Source organism: Streptomyces sp. NPDC006510, from assembly GCF_040611955.1.
GTDB lineage: Bacteria > Actinomycetota > Actinomycetes > Streptomycetales > Streptomycetaceae > Streptomyces.
Genome location: NZ_JBEXPH010000031.1, coordinates 20,839 through 44,764, shown reverse-complemented (window position 1 = coordinate 44,764; position 23,926 = coordinate 20,839). Strand labels below are relative to the sequence as shown.

General features: G+C 66.7%; 28 protein-coding genes. 24 read left to right on the top strand and 4 right to left on the bottom strand.

The features are described 5' to 3' along the window. Positions 1-824 precede the first annotated feature (824 nt). The 11 genes from ABZY11_RS13085 (at position 825) to ABZY11_RS13035 (ending at position 8,786) form a co-directional block, all read left to right on the top strand. The gene (locus ABZY11_RS13085; RefSeq protein ID WP_356479203.1) at positions 825-1,592 is read left to right on the top strand and encodes a hypothetical protein; all 768 of its coding nucleotides are present in this window, start codon (positions 825-827) and stop codon (positions 1,590-1,592) included. A 289-nt stretch (positions 1,593-1,881) separates the two neighbouring features. Continuing rightward, on the top strand, positions 1,882-2,334 hold the full coding sequence (locus ABZY11_RS13080) for a hypothetical protein (RefSeq protein ID WP_356479202.1): 453 nt from the start codon (positions 1,882-1,884) through the stop codon (positions 2,332-2,334). A gap of 589 nt (positions 2,335-2,923) precedes the next feature. Further along, positions 2,924-3,214, top strand: coding sequence for a hypothetical protein (locus ABZY11_RS13075; protein WP_356479201.1), 291 nt, complete (start codon positions 2,924-2,926; stop codon positions 3,212-3,214). A 39-nt stretch (positions 3,215-3,253) separates the two neighbouring features. Then, positions 3,254-3,469, top strand: a complete 216-nt coding sequence (locus tag ABZY11_RS13070; protein ID WP_356479200.1) for a hypothetical protein — start codon at positions 3,254-3,256, stop codon at positions 3,467-3,469. A 229-nt stretch (positions 3,470-3,698) separates the two neighbouring features. Further along, on the top strand, positions 3,699-4,013 hold the full coding sequence (locus tag ABZY11_RS13065) for a hypothetical protein (protein WP_356479199.1): 315 nt from the start codon (positions 3,699-3,701) through the stop codon (positions 4,011-4,013). A 794-nt stretch (positions 4,014-4,807) separates the two neighbouring features. Beyond that, a complete protein-coding gene (locus ABZY11_RS13060) occupies positions 4,808-5,647 on the top strand; it encodes a hypothetical protein (RefSeq protein WP_356479198.1) in 840 nt (279 codons plus the stop codon). Positions 5,648-5,682: 35 nt separating this feature from the next. Continuing rightward, positions 5,683-6,096, top strand: coding sequence for a hypothetical protein (locus tag ABZY11_RS13055; RefSeq protein ID WP_356479197.1), 414 nt, complete (start codon positions 5,683-5,685; stop codon positions 6,094-6,096). Positions 6,097-6,146: 50 nt separating this feature from the next. Further along, the gene (locus ABZY11_RS13050; RefSeq protein ID WP_356479196.1) at positions 6,147-6,401 is read left to right on the top strand and encodes a hypothetical protein; all 255 of its coding nucleotides are present in this window, start codon (positions 6,147-6,149) and stop codon (positions 6,399-6,401) included. A 29-nt stretch (positions 6,402-6,430) separates the two neighbouring features. Continuing rightward, positions 6,431-7,135, top strand: coding sequence for a DUF6884 domain-containing protein (locus ABZY11_RS13045; RefSeq protein WP_356479195.1), 705 nt, complete (start codon positions 6,431-6,433; stop codon positions 7,133-7,135). 80 nt (positions 7,136-7,215) lie between these two features. Continuing rightward, positions 7,216-8,433: a recombinase family protein gene (locus ABZY11_RS13040; protein WP_356479194.1), complete on the top strand. Its 1,218-nt coding sequence runs from the start codon at positions 7,216-7,218 to the stop codon at positions 8,431-8,433. Next, complete coding sequence (locus tag ABZY11_RS13035; RefSeq protein ID WP_356479193.1) at positions 8,430-8,786, top strand: hypothetical protein; 357 nt, start codon at positions 8,430-8,432, stop codon at positions 8,784-8,786. Before ABZY11_RS13040 ends, ABZY11_RS13035 begins: the two co-directional genes overlap by 4 nt. Before the next feature lie 507 nt (positions 8,787-9,293). On the opposite strand, the gene ABZY11_RS13030 is transcribed toward ABZY11_RS13035, so the two are convergent. Continuing rightward, on the bottom strand, positions 9,294-9,443 hold the full coding sequence (locus ABZY11_RS13030) for a hypothetical protein (RefSeq protein WP_356479192.1): 150 nt from the start codon (positions 9,441-9,443) through the stop codon (positions 9,294-9,296). 187 nt (positions 9,444-9,630) lie between these two features. Between ABZY11_RS13030 and ABZY11_RS13025 the strand changes: the two genes are divergently transcribed. The 13 genes from ABZY11_RS13025 (at position 9,631) to ABZY11_RS12965 (ending at position 20,232) form a co-directional block, all read left to right on the top strand. Then, the gene (locus ABZY11_RS13025; protein WP_356479191.1) at positions 9,631-10,116 is read left to right on the top strand and encodes a single-stranded DNA-binding protein; all 486 of its coding nucleotides are present in this window, start codon (positions 9,631-9,633) and stop codon (positions 10,114-10,116) included. A 706-nt stretch (positions 10,117-10,822) separates the two neighbouring features. After that, on the top strand, positions 10,823-11,260 hold the full coding sequence (locus ABZY11_RS13020) for a hypothetical protein (protein ID WP_356479190.1): 438 nt from the start codon (positions 10,823-10,825) through the stop codon (positions 11,258-11,260). A 5-nt stretch (positions 11,261-11,265) separates the two neighbouring features. After that, on the top strand, positions 11,266-11,670 hold the full coding sequence (locus ABZY11_RS13015) for a hypothetical protein (protein ID WP_356479189.1): 405 nt from the start codon (positions 11,266-11,268) through the stop codon (positions 11,668-11,670). 571 nt (positions 11,671-12,241) lie between these two features. Further along, positions 12,242-12,595 (top strand): hypothetical protein, encoded by a 354-nt coding sequence (locus ABZY11_RS13010; protein WP_356479188.1) that lies wholly within the window; start codon positions 12,242-12,244, stop codon positions 12,593-12,595. Between the two features lie 391 nt (positions 12,596-12,986). Next, positions 12,987-13,574 carry a hypothetical protein gene (locus ABZY11_RS13005; protein ID WP_356479187.1) on the top strand — a complete coding sequence of 196 codons (588 nt, stop codon included), beginning with the start codon at positions 12,987-12,989 and terminating at the stop codon, positions 13,572-13,574. Positions 13,575-13,838: 264 nt separating this feature from the next. Next, positions 13,839-14,423 (top strand): TerD family protein, encoded by a 585-nt coding sequence (locus ABZY11_RS13000; protein ID WP_356479213.1) that lies wholly within the window; start codon positions 13,839-13,841, stop codon positions 14,421-14,423. A gap of 290 nt (positions 14,424-14,713) precedes the next feature. Beyond that, positions 14,714-15,286 (top strand): hypothetical protein, encoded by a 573-nt coding sequence (locus ABZY11_RS12995; protein WP_356479186.1) that lies wholly within the window; start codon positions 14,714-14,716, stop codon positions 15,284-15,286. 191 nt (positions 15,287-15,477) lie between these two features. Beyond that, entirely contained in the window at positions 15,478-16,203 is a 726-nt protein-coding gene (locus ABZY11_RS12990; RefSeq protein WP_356479185.1) for a hypothetical protein, read from the top strand. 105 nt (positions 16,204-16,308) lie between these two features. Continuing rightward, positions 16,309-16,704 (top strand): hypothetical protein, encoded by a 396-nt coding sequence (locus tag ABZY11_RS12985; RefSeq protein WP_356479184.1) that lies wholly within the window; start codon positions 16,309-16,311, stop codon positions 16,702-16,704. A gap of 139 nt (positions 16,705-16,843) precedes the next feature. Continuing rightward, entirely contained in the window at positions 16,844-17,140 is a 297-nt protein-coding gene (locus ABZY11_RS12980) for a hypothetical protein (RefSeq protein ID WP_356479183.1), read from the top strand. 55 nt (positions 17,141-17,195) lie between these two features. Next, the gene (locus ABZY11_RS12975) at positions 17,196-17,564 is read left to right on the top strand and encodes a hypothetical protein (protein WP_356479182.1); all 369 of its coding nucleotides are present in this window, start codon (positions 17,196-17,198) and stop codon (positions 17,562-17,564) included. A gap of 450 nt (positions 17,565-18,014) precedes the next feature. Continuing rightward, positions 18,015-18,275, top strand: a complete 261-nt coding sequence (locus tag ABZY11_RS12970) for a hypothetical protein (RefSeq protein ID WP_356479181.1) — start codon at positions 18,015-18,017, stop codon at positions 18,273-18,275. A 190-nt stretch (positions 18,276-18,465) separates the two neighbouring features. Further along, positions 18,466-20,232 carry a hypothetical protein gene (locus tag ABZY11_RS12965; protein ID WP_356479180.1) on the top strand — a complete coding sequence of 589 codons (1,767 nt, stop codon included), beginning with the start codon at positions 18,466-18,468 and terminating at the stop codon, positions 20,230-20,232. A gap of 186 nt (positions 20,233-20,418) precedes the next feature. Here the strand turns inward: ABZY11_RS12965 and ABZY11_RS12960 are convergent, their stop codons facing one another. The 3 genes from ABZY11_RS12960 to ABZY11_RS12950 all read right to left on the bottom strand — a co-directional run bounded on the left by ABZY11_RS12960 (position 20,419) and on the right by ABZY11_RS12950 (position 23,922). Then, a complete protein-coding gene (locus ABZY11_RS12960; RefSeq protein WP_356479179.1) occupies positions 20,419-21,657 on the bottom strand; it encodes a cytochrome P450 in 1,239 nt (412 codons plus the stop codon). Further along, complete coding sequence (locus ABZY11_RS12955) at positions 21,654-22,886, bottom strand: aminotransferase class V-fold PLP-dependent enzyme (protein ID WP_356479178.1); 1,233 nt, start codon at positions 22,884-22,886, stop codon at positions 21,654-21,656. Before ABZY11_RS12955 ends, ABZY11_RS12960 begins: the two co-directional genes overlap by 4 nt. Positions 22,887-23,073: 187 nt before the next feature. Further along, on the bottom strand, positions 23,074-23,922 hold the full coding sequence (locus ABZY11_RS12950) for a methyltransferase domain-containing protein (protein WP_356479177.1): 849 nt from the start codon (positions 23,920-23,922) through the stop codon (positions 23,074-23,076). Positions 23,923-23,926 lie beyond the last annotated feature (4 nt).

Genomic DNA, 23,926 nt, shown 5'->3' with positions numbered 1-23,926 from the left:
TAAGAGCTTGTGGCGAGTCGAAATGCCGATGCAGTAGGCCTGGCGATGCCACGAGGCAGAGGGCGCAGAAGGCGCGCCGAGCGGGGCGGGTGCGCAGGGTGCACGTTCGTCTGGCCGGCACCTGGGGATCAACGGAGTTGATCCGGAGGACTCTGCGACGCGTCGCGCGTTGCGGCTACGGCCACAGGCGCCCCGCCGGGTGGGAGGAAGTCCTGACGGACTGGATCCGGAGCACCGAGGAGGGCGGGGCCGCAGACGCCTCGTGGCGCGGCATCATGACCGTCGCGCGTCACTTCGCGCAGTTCTGAGAGACGAGAGGCGCCGAGTCGGCGGAGCCGACTCCGGGGTTTCTTTGACAGAGATCACCGCCTCGGGTGCGAGGAGGGAGTTCTGTCTCGTGTCGTGCCGGACGAGAGAGCCCAGCGGAGCAGCCAATCACAGGCACACGCGGGGATCCACGCAGCGGGAGAGCTTTGCAGCCCGTGGTCACGGAGGATCACACACGAATCCGTACGGGAAGCGAAGGCAAGAACGTCGCCGCCCTGGTCGCCCCAGAAAACGAGGAGACAACCGTGCGCACATACGGCCGAGCGGTTTCCACAGCGCCTGCCCTGCGCATCCGGTGCCCGGCCGCGACGCCTCACCAGTGCTGCCGGGCTAAACCACACACCGCGCACGGTCATTCCTCCCCCCCGCCTCTTCGCGAAGCAGCCCCCGACCGGCCCACCGGCTGGAGGGTACTCAACCCCGGGATGGAACTCATGCTCAAGCCCACCCACCTCACGTGGACCAGATTCACTGCCTTCCTCATGTCCACACGGGAGATGAGCGTTGATCTGACCGACGAAACCGGTGCACCGTACCGGCTCATTCTCGACGAGGATCAGCGCGAGGCCCTCGGAGGGATCATGGTCGACCCACCCGGCGCCGAGACCGGCAGCGGGAACGGTGAACCTCTGATCGTCCGCTGGGACAATGCCGTCACCATCCCGCGAGAAGCCGGCGACGACACCATCGTCTGCTGCCACACCGTCGACGGACAGCCTGTGTCTCTCGTCCTCGACAACTGTCTCCGGGAAGACCTCGGTCTCCTTCTCACCGACCCGTGGAACAACCGGTCCGTCGCCGTCGACCGGACCACGAGGCGCACCACCTACACCGTCGCCACGGAAGACGTCGACGAGCAGCCGGCAGCCCGTCCCCGACACCACCAGGGACGGGCCGTTGCGTCTGCGCCTCCTGTGCGTCAGAGCGCCGCACGGAATCACCCGGTGACGACCGACCTCAACCCCATGCCCGGTGTCCGCGATTTCACGTTCCTCGCGACCGCTTCCGTTCTGGTCACGGTCAAGGCGGCGAACCAGCAGGCAGCGCGCACCGCCTTCAACAAGGTCAACGGAGAGGAGTTCGCCGTCGACTTCACTACGGCCGGCGGCCACAACCTCGATGACCTGTCCCTTGAAGACGCCACGCCCGAGCTGTACCGGGTCGACGGAGTAGAGCCGGTCGAGTCCTGTCACCGGCAGGGATGCGACGGCCATCTGATCAACGGCCGCTGCACCGACGCAGGATGCCCACCGAACCGCCCGTAACCAACAGGACGGAACCCTGCCCCGCCTCGCGCCCTATGTGTCCGTCGGTCCGCCCTGCACAGGGGCGGGCCGACGTTCGTATCGCTGCTCCTCGCGTGCCCGTCAACACGGCACACCCGGTTGAGTGTCCTGCCCCCCTGTGGTCCACAGCTTCGGTCCCACCCGGCCCGCGTCTGCAGGCCCTGGAGCCAGGCCGGAGCCCTGACTGCGGGCCGTATCACCGTTCCCAGCTCCCCGGTGCAGCCTTCCTTTGAGGCAGCACACCGACCCTTCTCACAGGAGAGCAATCGTGGACGATTCGCAGGTGATCGACATCGAAGTGACACCGGGCCAGTACGAAGCGCTGATGCGTCTCACGACGCCTGACGGCTCACAGGCGAAGCACATCGCCCAGCTGCGCAACGCCTTGGAAAATGCCGTGTGGCGCAAGCGGCTCAACCGCTTTCGACTGCCCGGCATGACCATCAAGACGATCGAGGGCGCAGAGTTCGTCCTCCAGGTGAACGCGGCCGAGGGCAGCAAGGCCACAACCCTGTACCTCAACCGCTTCCGTCGTACGTACAAAAAGCACCTGACGAACACATCGTTGACCGGCCGCTTCACCGTGGCATGGACGTTCGACGACTGCAGCGAGCGCAACGAGTTCGAAAGCTCCCAGACGTACACAGCCTCCGAGGCCGAAGCCAGGCGGCGAGAGCTGGCCGACGGCGGCGCCTACGACATCGAGATCCGACCCGTCTGAACACGAACGCCGAGCCCCGCACCAGGGACAGGGCGGCGCGTTGCCCTCCTCCGCCACCCACCAACGCGCCGCCCGCTACCAGCCCCGCTCGACACAGAGCCCCCCGGGCTCCCGTCTTGCCCAGGAGTGCTGTCACGGTTGTGGGCCCTGGCCCTGACCGGGCCACCACATGGCCCATCCATCCCGGAGGTGGGCCCGATGCCACGCCTCCTTCAGGCCACGCGCAGCGAAGCCCTGTACAGCCCGGCCCATCTCCGTGCCACTTCATGCGCGGGTAGGGCTGGACGATCTCCTGCAGTTTGGCGAGGGCCTTCCTCTTCACCGCGAGCCGCTTGCACCTCTGGCGGATCCAGCTCACCAGGTAGGTGTCGATGCGCTCAGGGAGAGAGTCAAACGCCGACGGACAGAAGCGCTGGAAGATGCTGATCCAGCCCAATACGGCAAGGTTGAACCTGTCGGCAGCGAAGGGTGGCTCTGACCTGCGCGTTCTACCCCTCCGAGCACCCTAGTCGCTGCGGTGACCGGGGTGCTCACTGTTCACGCGGTGCGCCAACCGCGCATCCCACCACGACTGAACCGAGGACCTCCTATGACCCTCATAGCCGCACTGATCACCGGCCACCTCTCGGCCGACTCGGGGGTGGTCGGCGTAGCCGCCGAGCAGGCACTGTCCGACGTCGCCCCGCAGCTGCCTGAAATGGAGTGGTGCAACTTCTGCTCCTACGACGAGGTGTGCGAACCGGGCATGCCCCGCGAAGTCGTCAATCGCACCGTCGGGCCCGCACTTCCTCCCGAGGACTGGGACGCACGCTGGAGCCAGTGCCCGCCGTACGAGGTCACCTCCCTCACCTGCGGCCACCTGCTCGCCCAGCGCTGCTGAGCCGACGACCGCACTCCAATCGCCGAAAGGATTTTCCCCATGCCTTCCATGACACCGTTACAGACCTGGGCGCTGCTCGTCCTGGTCCTGGCCATCGGTCTGTGCATTCTCTGGCTCGCCCACGAGATCAAAGTCCGGACCCGGCCTCCGGCCCGGGGCGCACGGCGCCGGAAGTCCGGCGTGCGTAGATCCGCCGCGCGCATCAGGGCCCACCAGCCGGACGAACCCTACGACCACGAGAGTCACGGCTTCTGAGGTCAATGCTCTGTTCACGATGCATCACGAACCGGAGCGCGCTGACGACTGATCCGGATCGGCACAGCGGACATGAAAGTAGGTCGGCAGAGCTATGGCCCTGCACTCCACTGACTCTCCGTCAGCTCCAGGCCCACCACCCATTCGCTCGTACCTGTTGCGTCCGGCGTGAGAAGCCACGACGAGCTCGGGAGTCACCACCATCCACCACAAGAAGAGCGAGATCGCCATGACTGAGTCCACGATCACCGAAAAGCACAGCGTCACCGTCAGCTTCGGCTCCATCGAGCTGACCGGAACACTCCACCACGACGATGAGAACCGGTCGCTCGTGCTCGAAACCGACGAGGGGCCCGAGCACCTCTCGATGAACCTGGAGTCCTACGGCTTCACTCCCAAGCCCGGAAACGTGTTCATCAAGGACTGGTCCGAGCACGCCGGCCTCACCGCTCGCCTCGAGCAGGCGGGTCTGGTGCAGTCCTTGCATGAGCTCACCGTCGGCCCCTTCGGATCAACGGCCTACGAAGTAAGAATGACGCTGTGAGGACCCTCGCCCCCGAGTGCCTCGGGATGTTCCTCGTGGGAACCCCCGTCTTTTGACCCAACACTCGGAACGGGCTTGGTCTCCATGCAATGGCCCCAACTGACTCGCTATGTCGTCACGTTGGATGATTGCAGGACGTGCTGATGAGGGTGTTCGCACCCAGAATCTCGGGTCGCATCAGGAACGGCGGACGAGACACCGACCCCTTGCCGCTGCTGCCTCGTCCGGTCGCCCTTGTCGATCCGAACGTCGACGTCCAGTAGGAGCTGTCGCACGACAGCTCGGACACTCACAGCACGGAAGGAACCACCGTCCGCCGCACCTGGACCTCGGCGTACCGCCACCCGTCTGCCCTCTCCTTCCTGGCCCCTGCTCATCGCCCGGCCAGGACGGTCTGGCCGGGCGTCCTTGAAGGGATCACCGTGCACTCGTCCCTGGCTGCCAGTCTGGTCGAGCACTGCATACCCGGCCAGAGAGCGTTGACCGTCATCGCCCGCCCGCCCGCGCCGAACGCTGCGCCTCAACGCACCGTCCCGGCAGCAATTGCCGTTGCCGCAGCGCGCCCGCGAGCGGCTGCGGGAATCCTTCGTCCTGGAGATCGAACGCCGCCGTGGCGAGACCGAGATCGAGGGCGACTACGACATCGCGTACCTGGAAAGGGCCGACCAGCTCTACCGCATGGTGCTGATGCAGCCGAGGGATGACGCAGCTACGGCAAGCTGCCTGCCCGATGGGCGAGGCTCAGCCATTTGTGAGGCCCGGATGACGCCGGCTCCGGTCCGTGGGCTATGCGCGTGCCCGGCTCCAACACGACCGTCGCCGATCGCCACCCGCATAGGAACGCCGGCCCGCTCGATCCACATCGTCCTGCGGAACGTCTTCCGGGCCTTTCGGCAGTCAACCACTCCACCTCGCCCTCTCCCGAGGTGGACAACGACTTGAGGAGCGTTACGCCGATGACTATCGAGCGACTGCCCTTGCAGGCCAACGGGCATCTGATCTCACGCAAGGCCGAGGTGGATGTGCTCCGGTTCGACGGCCGGGAGCCGTACGTTTCGGGCGCCGCGTACCGCTGCGCCGTCTGCGACCGCCGACCGGTCTTCCGGGTCACCGATAGCGCCGTCCACGTGCAGGAACCTTGCCCCTATCCGGACGGCATTACCACCAAGATCACCATCGACGTGCCGTCCGGGAAGCTTCTGGTCACCGACGATCTGCGGCCAGCCTTCAACTGGGACGACAACGCCATCGCCGACTACAACTCAACTCTTGGCCAGGCCCAGGCGGTCGAGGCCATGGCTGCGGTCGGCTGTGCGTACGGCCCGGTGGGCAATAGCTGCCCCGGCCTGTACCGCACCTGTCCGGACAGCTACATCATCGCCAGTCCGTGCTACGACGATGACGACAAGCCGTCGCTCCCCGAGAGCGCCTGTTTGGCGAACATCTGCACCGACCTGTGGGCCTACTCCATCGTCGACCTCGAGCACTGGAAAGCGAAGGGCGGCGACCCCGCCAAGCTCGGCTGGATCGACGTCGTGGACGTACACCCCCGGGACGTACCAGTTCATCCACCACTCCGGGGAACGCGGCTTCGACCGCGACGCAGCCGAGACCGTGACCTTCGCTCACGTTGAGCGCATCGCCTGACTGCAAGACAGGAGAACTGAACATGGAAACCAGCAAGCTCACATCAGCGGCCGTTGAAGCCCTCCAGCACCGCGAGTCCACGGGCAAGGCCGTCACCTCCGTCACGGTCGAGGCCACCACGGACGACTCCGGCTGGATCAGCTACGAGGACACCGCCCTCGTCACCCACCACGATGGGGAGACCCAGACCCTCAACATCCACGGCACCGCACTCTCCGCCGCCCTGGAGCAGCACGCGAACCACGAAGCCGAACTCGGATCCGTGCAGATCGTGGTCATCCCGGTCCCACTTCCCGAGGTCACCCCGAACAACCGGGTCCGCTGTGAGGAACACCCCGGAGTACACACCGAAACCGTCGCGTGCCGGTGGCCGCACAACGTCCACGCCGACGGGGACGAGCCGCAGGTAGGCCACCCCTACCGCGTCACCGACTAGCTACCGCCGACACGATCCGACAGATTGCATGCCATCAAGGAGAAGCCGCAATGACCATTCCCGGATACCCGAAGCGGGCCGCCCGCTGCAAGCACGGCGACCACACGTTGAGTCAAGACGCTCCCGACACGGCGTGGGTAGACGCGTTCGGCGGTCGGGAGTGCCCGGACGCACCCAACCCGGACGACGGCCCCATGCCGCCTCATGAACCCGGCTCGGCCATCCTCTCGCCGACTGCGTGGCCCGAGGCCGTGGTGCCTCGCACCGATCTCGAACCGCCCGCCCTGCCCTACATACCCGGTTGACCTCAGCGGCGATGGAGGACCATCGCCCCGTGCTCATTGCCGACCGCCACCGCTGCCTACCTCGGGTCGGCGACGCGGACAACTCCACCGGCTCCACGCTGGATGAGATCCAGGACGGCACGTGCGTGGAGGGCCGTCGGCACGCTTCCTCGAATGCCCTGGTGATGTCTGAACTGCTGCCGTCAACCCGTACGCGTGGCCCTGTGATTCGGGGGCCGGTGTACGGGATCCCGTCCCCTGGTGCACAGGTTTCCTGGAACCCGCGAGCCTTCGCGTGCGGATCCAAGAAGAAGCCGATCCCCGAGGGACAGCTGCACGGGTGGCCCGCAGGAGAGCTCTGCACCGGGAAGTACCACCGCTCGCTCCGGCTCGCGGCCGAAGCCCTGACCGCCCCCGACTTGATCCTCATAGCGTCCGCTCTCCACGGGCTCGTCCTGCTCGACCGCCCCCTGCACCCGTACGACGTGACCCTCGGCGACGAGAGGGCGATCACCGCGGAACGGATGGGTGGGCACACCGCCGGGTACGGCCTGTTCGACGCTGACGTGATCTTCTTCGGCGGCCAGGAGTACGCCGAGCTGCTGCGCACTTCCGTCCCGCACCTGCTGGCGTCGCTCACCGGCGGGATGGGTGAACAACGGCACTTGTGCAAGCTCACCCGCCTCGGCGCCGACTTCCGCGCGGCGCTGTGGAAGGAAGCTGCCGCCCGGCACGAAGAGCACTCCGCCCGCTGACCTGCCCCTGAGCCCACCCGACGCGTCAGAGCGCCCGCCCTGCGCTCGCCGTCGGGCCGGGCCCGCCCCCAAGGAACGCCATGTCCTCACACTTCAAGCCTCCCATCGACCTGTCCGACCTGCCGAACTATCAGCAAAAGGAGTCACGTCCGCGCAGATCAGTCTTCGTCGGCCGTGTCTCGACCAAGGACAACCAGAATCCCGCCAGCTCGATACCGCGACAGGTAGCCCTTGCCTCCGAACGCCTCCTACCCGACGAAAAGTTCATCGCGTATTTCTGGGACGTCGAGTCCGGAATGCTGCCTCCGGAGCTCCGCGGGCTCGGCCCGCAGGAAATGTACGACGCCCTGAACGTGTCCGTGCCTCGCGACGGCGGGCTCCAGGACCTGCTCGACCGGGCCGAGATGCTCGGCGTCACCCACGTCGTGGCGGAACGGTCCGACCGCGTGGCACGCATCATGCTGGCGAGCCTCATCGTGGAGCACGACCTGGAGCAGCTCGGGGTGGAGGTCGTATACGCCAACGAGCCCATCGGCGGCACCGCGTCCGGCCAGCTGCGCAGCCGTCGGGGCGCCCAGGTCGACGCCGAGCTCTACCGGGTGGCGCTGATGGAGATGTCCATGGGCGGTCAGATCCAACACGCCGTCCAGGGATGGAACCACGGCTACCCGCCATACCCGTACATTGCCGTGATCGACGAGGACGCACCCGTGCGGGACAAAGGACGGTTCGGGATGGACCGACCGAAGAAGAAGCTCGTCCCTCACCCCGACGAGCGCCGGTTCGCCACGGCTCGGGAGCTGTGCCGGCTCCGGCGGGAGGAGCACCTGAAGTCCAGGGACATCATCGAGCTCCTCGCCGCTGACCCCGAGCAGTACCCGGTCGAAGATCGATGGACCCACAACCGGGTCGAGGGGCTGATCGCGAACCCGAAGCTTGCGGGCTACCAGGTCTACAACCGCAAGGCGAGCCGCACCGGGCGGGCGGGGTACTCCCGACTGAATCCGATCTCCGAGTGGGTGTGGTCGCCGACCGTTGTCCACGAACCGGTGGTCAGCCTGGAGGAATGGAAGACCGCCCAGGAGGTCACCGCCGGACTGCGCGCAGATTCAGAGGGGCACGGCCCGCTGCTGCGTATCCGTGCGGCGGCCCGCCGGCTGGGGCTCACGATCACCCTGGTGAGCAGCAGCGGAACACACTCCCTTTATCGGATCGGGCACCAGCAGATAGTGCTGCCCATCCCCACCCCGGCCACAATCGTGCAGCAGTTAGTCGCTGACTTGGAGAGTGCGCGGTGAGCGAGACCATCGAGTGCCAGGCCCATCGGCGCGACCGGAGGTGGACGGTACATGTGGCCACGTACGGCGTCTACGGTCACGGCAGGACGCTGAAGGCCGCAGCTGAGAACACCGAGCAGGGGCTTGCACTGGCCGGTGTGACGGCCGAAGTCGTCCTCATTCCGACGGCACCCGAGCTGGACAAGCTGCGGGCCGCCAGGGAGGCGTACGAAGCAGCCTTACGTGAGGCAGTGACGTCTCTGGCTCGGCGTCAGACGTCCCTGCGCGACATGTCGACCGCGACACGAGAGCCGACCACATGGGTAAAGCGGCTCCTCCCTGCACAAGCGGAGGAGCCAGCCGCCACTGCGTGAGCCGGTAGTGGCCGAGGCCAGCTCCTGCTCTCCAGCCCGTTCGCTTCGTGTTCTTGAGCGTGCCCGCCTCGTACAGGGAGCGCCCAACCACGGACAGGCCATCACCCACGTCCATCTCCTCTCACGCCTCAGCAGGGCGGGTGAGGGGGTACCTGGGGTCTGGGATGCAGAGCAGGTAGAGGTGCGTGGGCACCACTCGCCGTCCGCGACGTACTTGGTCAGCCGGTCGGGAACATCCCCGCAGGCGCGGGGAGCAGATTGTGACGAGCGGGGGCAGCACCCATTCCCCGGGAACATCCCCGCGGGCGCGAGGAGCATTTCGCTCGTACTACTGAGCGAGCTTTTGTCCCAGGGGACAACCCGTAGGAGGAGAACCTGCCTCTGCACGTGCGGGGGAAAATACCGTAGCACTGGTGGCCGAACCCGAGCGGCATGTTCACCCGATCAGGTGGCCGGCGGCTTGAGGGTCGCTCTCCAACTCCCCCTGTCCTGTATTGCCTTCACCGACTACCGCGTGAGAGCGGTGGCCGACGGCGGAGTGGGAAGCATGCTGGCCAGGCGCCCGGCCACGTCGATCAGCGACCGGTCCGACAGGTACGGGCCGATGATCTGGATCGCGAGCGGCAGCCCGTCGGCGGTCGCGCCCGCCGGCACCACGATCGAGGGGGAAAGCGAGTCTGATCGGCGAAGCCGACTCGGGACTCGGAATAGCAGAGCATTCGATCAGCGGAGCTGATCCGGATGCTGGCATGACAGGCAACTGAATCTCAGCTCAACCCACCCAAACTGCGCGCGGATCGACGACGTCGACCGTGCGCTGTGCTGTGCTCGAGGAGAAGAACTCATGTCGAACCCCCGCAACAACGGAACCATCATCGGCCGCCTCGCGAACGACCCCAAGTTCTTCGTGAACAAGGACGGGTCCAAGAAGGTCCTCTTCACGCTCTTCGTCGACCGCGGCTACACCAACGCGCAGAATCAGCGCGACTCGGACGCCGTACCCGTCGAAGCCTTCATCCGTGCGCAGACCCAGGGTATGGGGCCGTACTCGCACATCCACAAGGGTGACCTCGTCGTCGTCGGCTACACGCTCCGTATGGACCGTTACACCAAGAACGGCGAGGAGGTCTTCGACCTCAAGGTGATCTCCGAGGGCGTCTCCTACCTCGAGCCGCGCTCGGTGACCCAGGCACGCCTGAACGAGCGCGTGCAGAGCGCCGAGGCGCAGAACCAGGCCATCAGGCAGGAACAGTCTGCGCCCGTCGCTGTTGCCGCTCCGGCCGTCGCGCACGCCAGCGCCGTGCGGGACGAGGAGCTGCCGTTCGGCTGAGCCGATTTCACAACCAGCGCTACTGAACCGGTCGACAGGGGACAGACCACCATGAAACGCATCCCTGGAGACCTCCGCGGCTCCGGCTTCCACAGCACCCCGGTGTGCGCTGTGCCCTCGGGCAGCAGCTGCGCCGGGGTGCTGTGTTTTCTCTTCCTCCTGGCTCGCGCCGGTCGTCCTGTGAAGCGGGGGGCGCAGGGACCAGCGGAGCTGGTCCGGATCTGACGTTGAAGAACATCATCATCACGTCTGGAGCCGAGTCATGTACTGCCCGAACTGCAACAACGGCGACATGGAATCGAACGACTACGACGTCGACGCCCGCAAGGACGTCACGCACACGTGCTCCGAATGCGGCTACTGCGAAACGCGCTGACAGCTCCCTCAATCCCGCTGCGGTCTCGAAGAAGACCACGCACATGGCGACACGCTCACGCCGGCCTTCGTTGAGACGGCCAAGGGCATATCTCGAAGACGCCCGATGTCTGCTACCGCTGCACAGGACGCCATCTGCTGTTCGGCAGCAAGAAAGCCCGCCCGCTGCTCGCTGACGGGTGGGTCGGGGCGCTGAGCACGGCGTTTTCCGCCCCGGCTCGCGCCCGGTGCTCCTGCACCGCTCAACCAACTCAGCCAGCACCGCCTGAGCCCCACCCACACACATGTCCTCGCACAGGTCTGAATCACCGAGAGAAGCAGAAGAGAACCGATGACCGCACTTGAGATCACTCCTGGCTTCCTGGCCGCCGTCGCCGGCCTCGTCGGCCTCGCGATGATTGGACTCGCCGTCGTCCTGTCAGAGGTCACCGGGCTGGAGCAGACGAACAGAAATCACGACGGCGGAATCAAACGGCCCGGCGTCGGCGCGTACGTCCTCCTCGCCGAGCCCAGCGGATGGATCGGTCATATGTTCGACGCGCGCCCCGGCATCGTCGGCATCGTCGTCCGTCATTCGCGGCAGGGCCATGACGACACCGGGGTGTTTGTCCACTGGCTGACGAAGCCGGACGACCTCGTTTGCCAGGATCTTGCCGCCCTGGAGGCCGCAGGCATCTACGGCGTGCGCTGCGAACTCTATGAACTCGTTTACCTCGAAGGCACGCCGGCCGTTCCGGCCGAGCAGCAGCCACTGACCAAGGAGTACTGACCGCTATGGGATTCTTCGAAAAGATCGGCCTCGTCGAGACTGCAGATCAGGAGCAGGCCCGGCTGGCCCGGGCCCCCGAGGGCTCGCTGAACCACTACCTGTCCACCCTGCCCGAGACCATCACTGAGTGGCCCAAAGACCTGCTCGTCGAGCTCCCCTGGGAGCCGCCGCGCACTGATCGGTCATTCCACGTGATCGTGGTGCCGATCGAGTTCCGGAAGGACCCTCTGCCCGAGGGCGTCGACGAGGAGCCGCTGCCGCGCAAGCGCCACTCCGGCTCCTGGATGTGCGCCGTGGTGTTCTCCGACCACCCGAGCTACCCGGTCGGCGGTTTCCGCATCGATGTCCCCGCCGCCGAGATCGCCCGCGGCCGGAAGATCGACCTTGCTGAGGTTCTGGCTCAGTCCTGACCAACCTGCTGAACCCGAGTCTGCAGGGTCTGGGCCGCCCCCGGATACAACGATCGTTGGGATGTGCACTACGTCCTCCTCGGTAGCCACCCCTTGAGGAGGCGGGCGAAGCCCGGGGTTGGTCCAGATGTCGGGACTCGAACGCGTCGATGCCCCGTCGGGAGCCGCCGCAGGCGAGACCTCCGACATCTTGCTCGACTGCATCTCGACCGGCTGCAAGCGCAGCCTGGTGTCCTGCCTCGGGGCCGATAGCTGCCCCGTGAGCGGTTCGCCTCCGAGTGCGCCAGCTGTATGCGGCGCGTCCCCGGAAATCTCCGTGGCTCCCGCTTCCCGCCACGCCTCGGTGCGCGTCTCGTCACGCTGGAGGGCCGGATGCCGGGCCGGGGCGCTGCTCTCGCTCCGCCTGCGGAGGGCGGGGATCAGCAGAGCTGATCCGGCCGTGGACTCGGAGACCGCCCCATGCGATCCCGGGTCCGTCGCTCCAGGCCCTGGATCACACAACACGACCTAGATGCCTGCAGTTCGGCGATCACCGAACGGTCACCTCGCCTCCGACGAACAGGAATCCCCGATGCCCGGCTTCCACCCTGACCCAGACGTTCTGGCCAGCCTCCAGCAGGACCCTCATGCTCGTCACGTACCTGCCTGGATGTATGTGCAGACTGCCGCCGACGGCACGGTGTCCTTCGTCGGAGCCAGTCGCGTCGACCGCCCGGTGCATCCGCTTCGCTACGGCAGCGATCGCACCCACCAACTGATCGTGGGTGAGCTGATCGTCCGACCTCACTACGTCATCGGTACGGACGTCCTGCGTGGTCACGGCCTCGGCGGCCTTGCGACTCAAGGCCCTGACCTCGCGAGCTACCTGACAGACGGCGAACTGATTCTCGATCCCTACTGCCGCTTCCCGCTGGCGACGGACTGAAGGGCGACTGACCGTGAGCCACTCCACATGCCTCCGCCCGGAGGGCTGGTACCAGTGCACCGCGTGCCGCGCGGCCTGGCTCACCGAAGCCGCCGCCCGTCGCTCAACGTTCGCCTGTCCTGGCATGCCGCTCGCCCACGGACCGACCCGTGAGCACCGCATCTTCCCGAAGTCGGGGGACCGGTCCTGCCGTAGCTGGGGCTGCGAAGAACCCGGTCCCGGCCACTACCACGGTCCCGACCCATTCTGCGATGACACCGGCTGCATCCACTGCTGCCACAACTGCGATTGCGCAGTATGCGCTGGCAACCTGCACGCTCCGCAACTCACCGTCCTCGAAGACATCCCCGAGTACGAACTTGCCCTGACCCCCAGACGAAGGAACGCACGCATGAAGGCCGAACTCCAGAAGATGTTCGACGGCTTCTCGGCCGGTGACCACATCACCGCCACCGGCTCCGACACCCGTGGCTATGAGATCACCCGCACCGGCTACCTCCTCGCCGAACCGAAGCTCGTCAACGCGCGACGAAACGGATCGCCGGCCCAGGGACTCCGGCTGTGCGTCGGCGCGAAGGGCACCGACCCCAGCGAGCGCAACACCTGGACCACCCTCTTCCCCGACACGGGATCCGTGGAGCGCACCCCGGAGCCGGAACCCGGGAAATGGTCGATGACCAAGCTCAGCGACGTCCCCGGGGTAAAAGCCAGCAGCCACAACACCCGCATCCTGTACGGCGGCAAGGGTGGTGCCCGCTCCACCGCACCGACTCAGTCCACACCTGTCAACGTCCTGTACACGGACGAGGGCTACTACGCCCTGTGGGATCCCGACACGGACAGGACCTACGCGGTGATCACGCTCGCCACCAAGATCTGGTGGGCACACGTGTCCCAGAAGGACAACGTCCTGAACGCGCAGTCGTCACCCGGCGCATCCGAAGACGCGGAGTTCATTAGCCCGGCCGCCGGCTCTTGAACCCGCAGAAGCCTTCCTGTGGAGTCCCTGCCGCCCTCCGCTGAGCAGCACGTGCTTGCGGGGGGCTTCTCGCCCTCCACCCACCCGCACGGGGCGGGCGGGTGGAAACACACAGGGATCAGCCGAGCTGATCCGGCTCTGGCGAACATCCTCATCACCTCTGGAGACCGTCAGGCTTCAGCAAGACCAACCCGGCCTTGCTGCCTGGCACACGCCCGTACACCTGAAAGGCATATAGCCATGACCACTCCCGCTACCCCCGGCATCGTCACCCTGACCAAGGAGCACGGCGCTGCCGACCTCGACGGTGTGACGAAGATGGGCATCGGCGCCTCCTGGGACACCACCACTGGCGGCACCGGTGCACTGCTCGGCGCACTGCGCAAAGCCCGCGGCACCGACCTGGATGCGTTCGCCATCCTCCTGAGCGGCAGCGACCCGGTCCGCTGCGCAGGCCTGGACGTGACCGACCCGCTGCAGAACGGTGCCGTTACCTCCACCGGCGACAACCAGACGGGACGCGGCGACGGTGACGACGAGCTGATCGAAGTCACTTTCGACAAGATCCCGTCGCACGTCACCAGCATTGTGTTCGTCTGCGCCGCCTACAAGAAGGGCAGCGACTTCAAAAAGGCCGCCAACGTGTCCTTCAAGGTCTACGACAGCACCGGCGACGCCACTCAGCAGGTCGCCGACATCTGGCCCTCGTTGCTTGGCCACGGCAATGCGATCGCCGTGGCCAAGGCATACCGGGTCGGTGCTGCGTGGAAGCTGGAGGTCATCAACGAACGAGGCACGATCAAGCAGGGTGATCAGGAGAGCCTGCTGCGCTTCGCGGTGAACAAGTAACGCCATCACGCTCAGCCCGGAGCCCTGGGCTCTCAACATCGAGGGCCCAGGGCTTCTTTCATTCCTGCTCCTGCGCTCGGCTCGAATGCGGCTTCGAGGTGCGCTGACACCGCCGCTGCCCCCGGCCGGCCGCTAGGCCTCCACCCGCCCCGCCGCCCTCACGGCACCCAGATGGGAGCTGCGGGGCTTGCCCGCCACCCCCACAGTGCCGTTCTCCGGATCCGGGTCATACGGCTCGTGTCTGCCGACCCGGCCCACGCGCCCGCAACCGCCGACACAGAGGAATTCCCATGAGCACTACCGAGATGCAGGAACGTGCCGGACGTCTCGCCTTCGAGATCTGGCTGAGCCTGCTGCCCCACAGCCCTGCCGTATCGGGCGCCCCGCACCGCCGTGAGCTCGGCAGTCGGCCCGCGGACGCGTTCCGCCTGACTCCCGTGACCGACGCGGCGCAGCTCAGTCCGCGTGATCTCGTCCTGGCCCTCCACGACGACGGCTACGAGACGAGCAACAGGATGATCATGTCCGCCTACACCGTCCGCGAGGCCGTTCAGGAGCGCGAGAGCGCTGTATGTCTTGTTGCATCGGTTAATGCCACAGACGCCATGGTCCACGAGACGATCAACATCCCCCTGGGCGGATGGGGCTCATGCGACCCGGCCAAGTTCGGCCAGCCCCGGAGCCAGGCCATTCTGCCGGCCCGGCTGCGCATCCCTTCCGCCTCGCGGACGATCGCCCGGCTCGGAAGCCTGGACGACTTCCTGCCCGCCTTGCACGAGCACCCCGATTACCCGGCATGGCTCTCTGTATACGCCGAAGTTGAGCGGCTCCAGAACGCACAGCTGGGTCATTGCGGGCACTGACATGCTGCCCGCGTCTGTGCCTCGCTGCGGTTCACGGACCCGTCGCATCCTGGTCGCCTGTCGTTCGTCGATGGCCCGCCCTCGCAGGGCGGGCCATCGATCCCCCTGCTTCCGCCGTGCCTGCCCAGGATGCAGGGTGGCGCTCACCGAAGCCGCCGCCCGCCGCGCTGACGACTCACCCGGAGAATTCCATGACCGACATCGACCGCACCATCCCCACGTCCCTCGTCGAGCTGGCTCAGCGAGCGCTCCGCAGCGGCCGCATCGACGAGGTCTTCCTCGGCTTCGAAGGTCTCGGGGCCGACTTCCCGGCACCCATCGGCTGGATCATGCACCTCAACCGCGTAGAGACCACTCTGGCCGCTCAGCTCGGGATCTCCGACGTGAACAACCATCTCGTGGTCACCTCCCAGATCGGCAGCGAGCCCAGGGCGTTCGTCGGCATCGACCGACCCATGATGGACGTCGAGGCGATCACCGCCTGGATCGACCTGCCGCGCCCGACAGACACCGGCGAGCCGATCGCCGACCTCGGAGACACAGAGATGCTGATCACCGCCGTGCGCAATGGCTGGTCTGTCCAACGTGAGCTAAGGCGAGCGGACCACATGTTCATGTGCCGTCACGCGCCGGCTGAGATGTGCGACAGGCTCCCGTTGGGGGCGAGCTATCAGCTTTACGCGCTGAACAACTTCTACAACGTCAAAGACACACCCTCGCATCGTTCAACAGGTGCGCCGGTTTCCCGCATGATCTTCCTCCGCCGCGATGCCGTGCCTGCAGGCCCTTGGCTGTCGGCGATGGCCGAGGGAACGCGGATCAGTCCCGAGAGTGCGATCAGCGACATCGGCGTACGTGCACCCTGGTACGCCGATGTCGCGTACTTCGACAAGGGCGCCGAGACCTGGATCCTCTGACCCAGGTCCAGCCCTTCAGCGGAGATTGCCATGTCATGAGAGGCCAACAGAGCTGGCCCGGTTACCTCTGTGGCAAGACCATCGGCCCTGGAAAAGGAGTCCGTCATGCCGTTCCTCAGATTCATCGAGACCGCCGAGCAGGAGCGCGAGCGCCTGGCCCAGGCCCCCGAGGGATCGATCAATCACCACCTGTCCACGCTGCCTGTCAACATCCCCGAGTGGCCGCAGGACCTGCTCGTACAGCTGCCCTGGGAGCCGCCCCGAACCGATCAGAAGCACACGGTCGTCGTGGTGCCATTCCAGTTCCGCGGCGACTTGCGACCGAAGGACATCGAGGAGGAACCGTTGCCGCGCAAGCTCCACTCCGGCTCCTGGGACTGCATCGTGGTCTCGTCCGACCACCCGAGCTGCCCAGTCGGCGGCTACCGCATCGTCGTCTGCGCCACGGAGATCGCCCGAGGCACCAAGGTCGACCTCACAGCGGTTCTGGACCAGCCCTGACCAACCTGCCAACTCGCTGCACATCCGTGGCGGAATGGGCGGGGCGATCTGCGTCCTTCGAATCCGAGAGGCGTGTGCACGGAGGACGTTCAACTACCCGGCGCAACTAGCGCTCGACATTGACCGGATCAAAGTCTGCTTGACCACACGGAGCGCCCTGAAGGCGCACCAGAAAGCGAGCGCCATCGTGCTTTCCACCGACCGCGCCGTCTCCGGCGCGCAGCACATCCTCACCGCAGTACAGCGGCTGGACGCCGCCGTCGAACAGGTGTCACGCGCCAGGGACGACGGCGACCCGACCGCCCTGCGCGCGGCCGAGATCCTCAAAGAGCAGCGCCTCCTCGACTACCGGCTCGCGACGCTCCCCGAGCGGCTCGCCCCAGCGCTCGAATCACTCATCGCTGCGAGCACGGCCGTCTCCCAACGGGCGCGCTGAGCCGGGCCGTTCGTCGAGGTTTCGCCACCGCCACAATCACGTGGAGGATGACCTCATGACCGACAGGAAGCAGGCCCGCGCCATGGACCTCCCCGACTACCCCTGCCCGCCCTCGCTCGGTGATATCGCCACCCATGCCGGATCCTGGGGCTGGTTCGACACGTTCGTTCTAGGTTCCAACAAGATCATCGCTCGCGACCCCGAGGGGTTCCTGTGGGTCCGCTCCAATAGTTCCCTCGTGCCGGAGCGCGAGACACACAGCAGGGCACTGGCCGCCTGGACCGAGGACGGTGTCGCTCTCTTCGTCCCCCGCGAGGCATACAAATACCTCCGGACCATCGAGAACCCTGTGGACGAGGCGGAGTGGACGCCGGTTGTAGGTGTGCTGAAGGACCCGCCACAGTACGCACTCAACTTTTGCTGAACAACCGCACGTCGCGTAGCCACGACAAGCCCAGGTCGCCGGTGCCCGGACATAGACCGGGCCATCGAGGTGTTCCACAACACGGTGGCCGGCGCCATTACGAGGCGGGCCTCATGAGCACAGCACGTTCTGTCGGCCTGGGGACGATTCCACGGCCGCTGGTGCCGGCCAACTGCTTCCAGGAGAGACCCCCGAACCCGTCTACTGCGGGCTCTGCCTCTACCCGTCCGACATCGGACTCTCCGGATACGAGAACACAGGGCCGGCGTACGTCAATCCGATCTGCCCCGACCTCGCGGAGTCTCCCGACCACCCCTACGTGAAAGTCCGCGTGTACGAGCTGCATGAGGGGCCCATGGGCGTGTGCCGATGCGGCGCGTCCCGCGACGAGTATCGCCAGCCAACAACGGGATCTGGTCCCGAGACGGAGATGACCTGGATATTGGCGACATGGTCGTCGTCAAGCGCGTGCTCGACCACCCCGCGCACATGAAGCAGGTGGCAGTGGAATCGCTCGACGGTGGCACCAAGCGGGTGCCGGACGGGAATGTCCAGGAGACCGTCGTCGCCCGACGGTACGCCCCTGCCATCCCGGGGCCCCGGCGGCCGCGCGAGGAGAAAGACCTCGTGCACCTGCCGAACGGCTTCTGGTACGACCTCGCCACCGGCCTCCAGGACAGCTCCGGTGCGACGTGTATCGAGCGCGACTGAGCATAGACCGCGACCCACTCACAGGACCCCGTCGTCTGAGCTTCGTGCTCCGGCGACGGGGTTCTTCTTTTTCACAAGCAGATCGGCGAAGCCGATCTCGGATGTCTCCCAGAAGAGCACTGCCTACTGGCCGGTGCTGAGTCCTGCAGAGCCGTCACAGTCCACGATCCACACACCGCGGGAGGCACCCATGTCCGAGAACAGCGCGCGCGTGCTGCTGCACGTCAAGTTCCTCAACCACCGGATCGAGCCGACCGTCGAGGGCGTCCGCACCGGCGCGAGCTTCCGCGTCGTCGCGCGCACCGCACCCGACGGCCGCGTGACCGTGTCTGGCTCGGTGTGGCACCGCGTGCACCGGATGCGCGCCTCCGGCAAGGTCTTCTGCTACTGGCAGACTGTTCGGGCCTTCTCGCTGCTGCGTACCAAGGCAGGCCTCGTGGCGCTGCGCGAGCTGGAGAACGCCAGCCGGAAGAACAGCACCCAGCACCTCTTTGCCGGCGGCGAGCGCCAGCTCGCGCAGTTGCTGCACGTGCTCGGCCACCAGACCCTGCTGGATCCGATGCGCCCCCATGAGTGGGACCCTCTCAATCAGGACGTCCGTGTCGTCGAGGGCCCCGTCTTCGAGGACCACGGGTGGAGCGGGATCGAGGCGCAGATGAGCCTGATCCTCCAGGACCTCCAGGGCGAGGCCATGCGCCTGATCGGCGGCTTGCCCGTGGCAAACGAGCGGTTCCCGCTGCTGAAAGAGGTCACGCCCTGCAGGCTCGGACACTCGGGCCTGATGCACTTCCTGGACGCCGAGGACTACAAAACGGTCGCAGGCAACGTGTTCGGCAAGTCCCGGTACCGCAAGCCGCTGGCGCGTGAGATCCAGCGCCTGGTCGAGAGCATGCGGACCAGGCCGAATTGGCATCAGTCCCACGACATGAGCGTGCTGAACTGGTTCCGCCTGTTCCGCGGGCTCGTGCCGATCGACTGGGTCATCGTCTCGATGCGCCGCACCGAGACGAACCGCTGCATCGCCCTCAAGCCGGCCGAGCTCGTGCGGGCCCGGGCGCTGTTCCGCCGAGTGCCCCAACCGGTCCTGGGGCGGATCCTTGCACAACCCGTCGCACAGAGCATTCGGATCATCAGGGACATCGCACAGGCCCTTGGTAATGCACACATGCAGCTGCGCGACGTGGATCTTCTGCCCGATCTGATCAAGGCCCGGGGGCAGCGACGCATCCGCGGCGCTCGGGACCTGGAGACCCTGGTGCGGTCGATGCCCGAGAACTGGGTGCAGAGCCGCTCGCTCGCGCGCTCGAACCAGGCGATCGGCACCGTGATCAACGAAGTGAACGCGCTGCGCGAGATGCACAGCTACAACGAGCAGATCGCCCGGCTCGAAGACCGTGACCTGCCGATCGCGACCTGGGAACTCTGGAAGGACCCGGCGTTCCGACAGATCGCAGACAAGTTCCTGGTCGAGTACCGACGGGAGCTGATGACCGCCGAGCAGCGCGAACGCGAAGCACGGATAGAGCGCTACCGCCAGGAGCGCCTCATCCGCGAACAGAACCTGGCTGCATGGGCCGCGGACATTACGTCGAAGCTCGACGGCATGCATATCGGCGAGCACCGTCTCGTCGTCGCACGCGACGCAGAAACTCTGGCCCGATGGGGAGCACAGCTCAATAACTGCATCGCCGGCTACGCGTGCGAGTTGGGCCTGGACGTCTTCGTCGCCGTCGTCGACGACAACGGCGGCGGCCGGGTACGGCTCAACATCGAGATCTCCCAGAACCGCATCATGCAGTTCGTCGGCACCAACAACCAGGACGCGGTCAAGGAACTGGGAATGGGCGCGGCACAGCAGGTGCTCGATGCCATCACCGGCACCGGGATCCCGGTGCACGACTACGCGATCGGGGTACAGGGTCTCACGCTACCGGTCCGGGACGCGGTGATCGCGTGACCCAAGCCTCCCCGCCGCAGCACGGTGCTGGGCGGGGGACTCTCCCGTGCCGGTGGGGATCCACGGCCGCCGATCCGGGGCGAACTGGGGTAGCGGCGGACTTGGTGCTCATCGAGGTCAGCCAGTCCGAACTTTGCTCTAGGAGGTCTCCTTCACCTGCCCTCTGAACCTTGCCGCCTTGACTCGTCAGTTCTCCGTCCATCTCACCCTCAGCGGGATCTCCTTCGCGCCGATTGTGTGCCGCGGGTCCTCGTACTTCACCGGTCCGCTCGGTGCGAAGTGGCTCCAGCGCCTCAGCAATGCCTTCAGCGCGATGGTCAGTTCAAGGCGGGCAAGTGGCGCGCCCATGCAGTAGTGGATGCCCCGGCCCAGGGCGAGGTGGCGGTTAGGAGTGCGGCGGATGTCGAACGTATCCGGGTCCGGGAACACGCGCGGATCCCGGTTGGCCGACGTCAACCACAGCAGGACGATGCTGTCCTGAGGCAGCCTCCTACCGTGCAGGACCACCTCCCGCGTCGTGCGCCGGGCTGCGGCTGGCAGTTGACCACGGTGGCGCATGACTTCTTCCACTGCGCTCGCCGTCAGCGACGGATCGGCCCGTAGGTCGGCCGCGGCCTGTGGATGCTCGTCCAGGAGCAGAACCGAGCTGGTCAACAGCATCGTGGTGGTGATGTGCCCGGCGACGAGCAGGAAGCCGCACACTCCGAGGATTTCTTCGTCGCGCAGCCGTTGTCCGCCCTCGTCGACGGTGGCGAGCCTGCTGATGAGGTCGAGGCCCGGCCGTGCCCTGCGGCTGCGGATGATGTCCAGGAAGTATGCGTTCATCTCGGCGATCAGCGGATCGATGGAGCGCAGCATCTCCGCCGTGGCCACTAGGGCCGGTGTGCCGTCCCTGCCCTGGAAGAACAGTGCGCTGGACCACATACGGAACCGTGCGCGGTCCACGACCGGGATCTGCAGGATGTCCGCGATGACCGCCAGGGGCAGCGGATAGGCGTACTGCTCGACGAAGTCGACGTCCCGCGAGTCGTTCATTGCATCCAGCAGTCCCTCGCTGATGCTGGCGATCCTCGGCGCCAGTTCTTGGATCAGGCGGGGCGTGAGGACCTTGCTCACCAGCGAGCGCAGCCTGTCGTGGGCGGGTGGGTCGAAGCCCAGGAACGCGCCCTGCGCGACGGTTGAGAACGCGTCAGGCTGGTCGATCAGGTCGCGCATGTCGGAGGAGAAGGTCCTGTGGTCCGTCAGGGCCGCCGATACGTCGTTGTACCGGAACACGTGCCAGCTGCCCAGTTCCTGGTCGTCATGGACCGGCGTTGCTTCGCGTAGGAAGGTCCACCAGTTGAGTAGCGCCCCGTAGGCGGGGGCCTGGGCGGCCAGTCCGAGTACCTGCGGTTCATGGAGGGGGCCCGGGGAGTCGCTGATCACCGGTCTCCTCCCGCGATGACCCGCTCCAGTTCGTCGACCGCCCGGTCGATGTCCTCCGCAGTGTTGAGCACACCGGGCGCGAACCGGATGGCGCTGCTGCGGTAGGGAGTCTGTCCCGCCATGATCCGCCGTTGCTCCAACGAGGCTACGATGTCCGCCGGATCGCGCCCAGCGACGTCGAAGCAGACCATGCCAGCGCGCAGGTGTGAGGACCGCGGGGTGCGGATGACGACGTCTGGGATCTCCGCCAGCCGTCGTCGGCAGTACGCGGCGAGTTCCGTGATCCGAGCGGCGACCTCAGCGCGTCCCAAGGCCAGTTGGAACTGGAACGCTTCGTGCAGCGCCCAGCGGTGCTCGTACGCAGGGAAGCCGCCCGGTGAGCACATGCGGGCGGGCGGCGCTTCGCCGTCAGGGGTGCGTCCCAGGTACCAGGGCCAGAAGACCTCTACGTCGAAGGAGGTGACCACCGGAGCGACCCTCGACCAGCCCCGGTCGCTGCCCCAGACCACCCCGGTTCCCCGCGGTCCGAAGAGCCATTTGTGGCATCCGGCGACGAAGAAGTCGCAACCGAGCGCAGTGACGTCGAAGTCCTCAACGCCCAGGGCGTGCACGGCGTCGACGCAGAGCACGATCTGGCGGTGGCTCGGCCGCGTGGAGTTCACCGCGGCGACCGCTTCGCCGATGGCGGCCAGCGGCAGTTTCACGCCGGTGCCCGAGTGGACCCAGGTGACGACGAACAGACGGGTTCTCTCTCCGATACCCCGTGCAACGGCCTCCACGATCTGGTCGGCGTCCGCTTCGGGTGCGTGTTCGTACAGGGAGATGGTCCGATGCGTCGCCCCGCTGGCCGCTGCCTTGAATCGGAGGATTTCCGTGGCCGCGTAGTGCTCGTGGTCGGTACTGAGGATTTCGTCGCCCGGTTCCAGGCGCATGCCGGCGCAGACGACAGCGAGACCTGAGGTGGTGCTCTCGGCGAGGGCCAGCGCGTCGGGTCGTCCGCCCAGGTAGGCGGCGGCGCTGTCGAGGACTTGGCGGACTTGGCCGTCGCGTTCGTGGAAGTGCAGTGCAGGGTTGCGATCCAAGGCCCGCCGGTGGTGCTCAATGGCCTCCCTCACCGGCCTGGGGTGCGGGGCCAGCATGGAGAGCGCCAAATGGACGTAGTCCGGATCGAGTTCGAACTGGCTGCGGGCCCACTTCCAGCGCTCGGCGTCGAGTGGACGCTCATGCACGTGCGCGGCGGAGGGGGGAATCGGCGTGGTGGGAGGGATCGGTTGGATGGTGATGGTCTGCCTCCTCAGTTGGGCGGGCTCTGGGTCACGTACGGTGTGGGTGACGGGGCAGGACACGGATGCGGGGGTTCAGAGGGCGCGGACACAGCCGCGCAAGCGCCCAGCAGCACCGGTGCCCGCGACTCGTTCACTCCTCCGGCCGCACCGCGGTCGCGTACAGGACCGGAACCGGGATCACGACCTGTCCGTCGACCACGTGGTCCGCCGCGATCTCAACGGCGATCCGCTCCTCCAGCGCCGCCCGGTGCGGCGACTCGATGCGTTCCCACAGGCGCCGCATGCCGTGCGTCCATGTCCAGCGCACCACGTCGTACGCCGATCCGGCTCTGATGAACGCGTTCTCCACCATGAGTTGCACGTCCGTGAATCCGCACCGGGACAGATCGGCGTACAGCCGGGCCTGTCCGCCGAACGACTCACTGTTCGGATAGACACCGCTGCCGGTGGTGTACGTGCGGGCCATGTCGGCGATCGTCCGCAGCCCGAGCACGCGGGCATGTCCGCCAGGCCCCGCTGCGACGTCCGTCGCCGGGGCCGCGAGCCCCAGTCGTCCACCCGGCCGTAGGAGAGTTCGGTACGCGCGGTACGCGGCGGGCAGGTCGTCGAGCATGTGTACGCTCATGCTCCCTGCGACCGCGTCGAACACGGCAGGCGCGAGCTTGGGCGCCTGCCCGTCCATGACCTGGGTCCGGGCCCACGCCAGCCCTGACCTCTGTGCCAGGCGTCCGGTTTCCTCCGCCATACTGGGCGACAGATCGATGCCCAGCACACTGCCCGTGGGCCCGGCGGCCCGCGCGGCCGGCACGGTGACCGCCCCCCGGCCGCACCCCACGTCCAAGACCCGGTCGCCGGAACGCACCGCCGCGAGCCGTACCAACCGTTCACCGACGGAGCCGAAGAACTCCACAGGTAACTGGTCGTAGGCGTGGGCGACTTCCTCGAAGAGCACGTGCTCACCGGTCGGCCGGTCAGTCATCCTG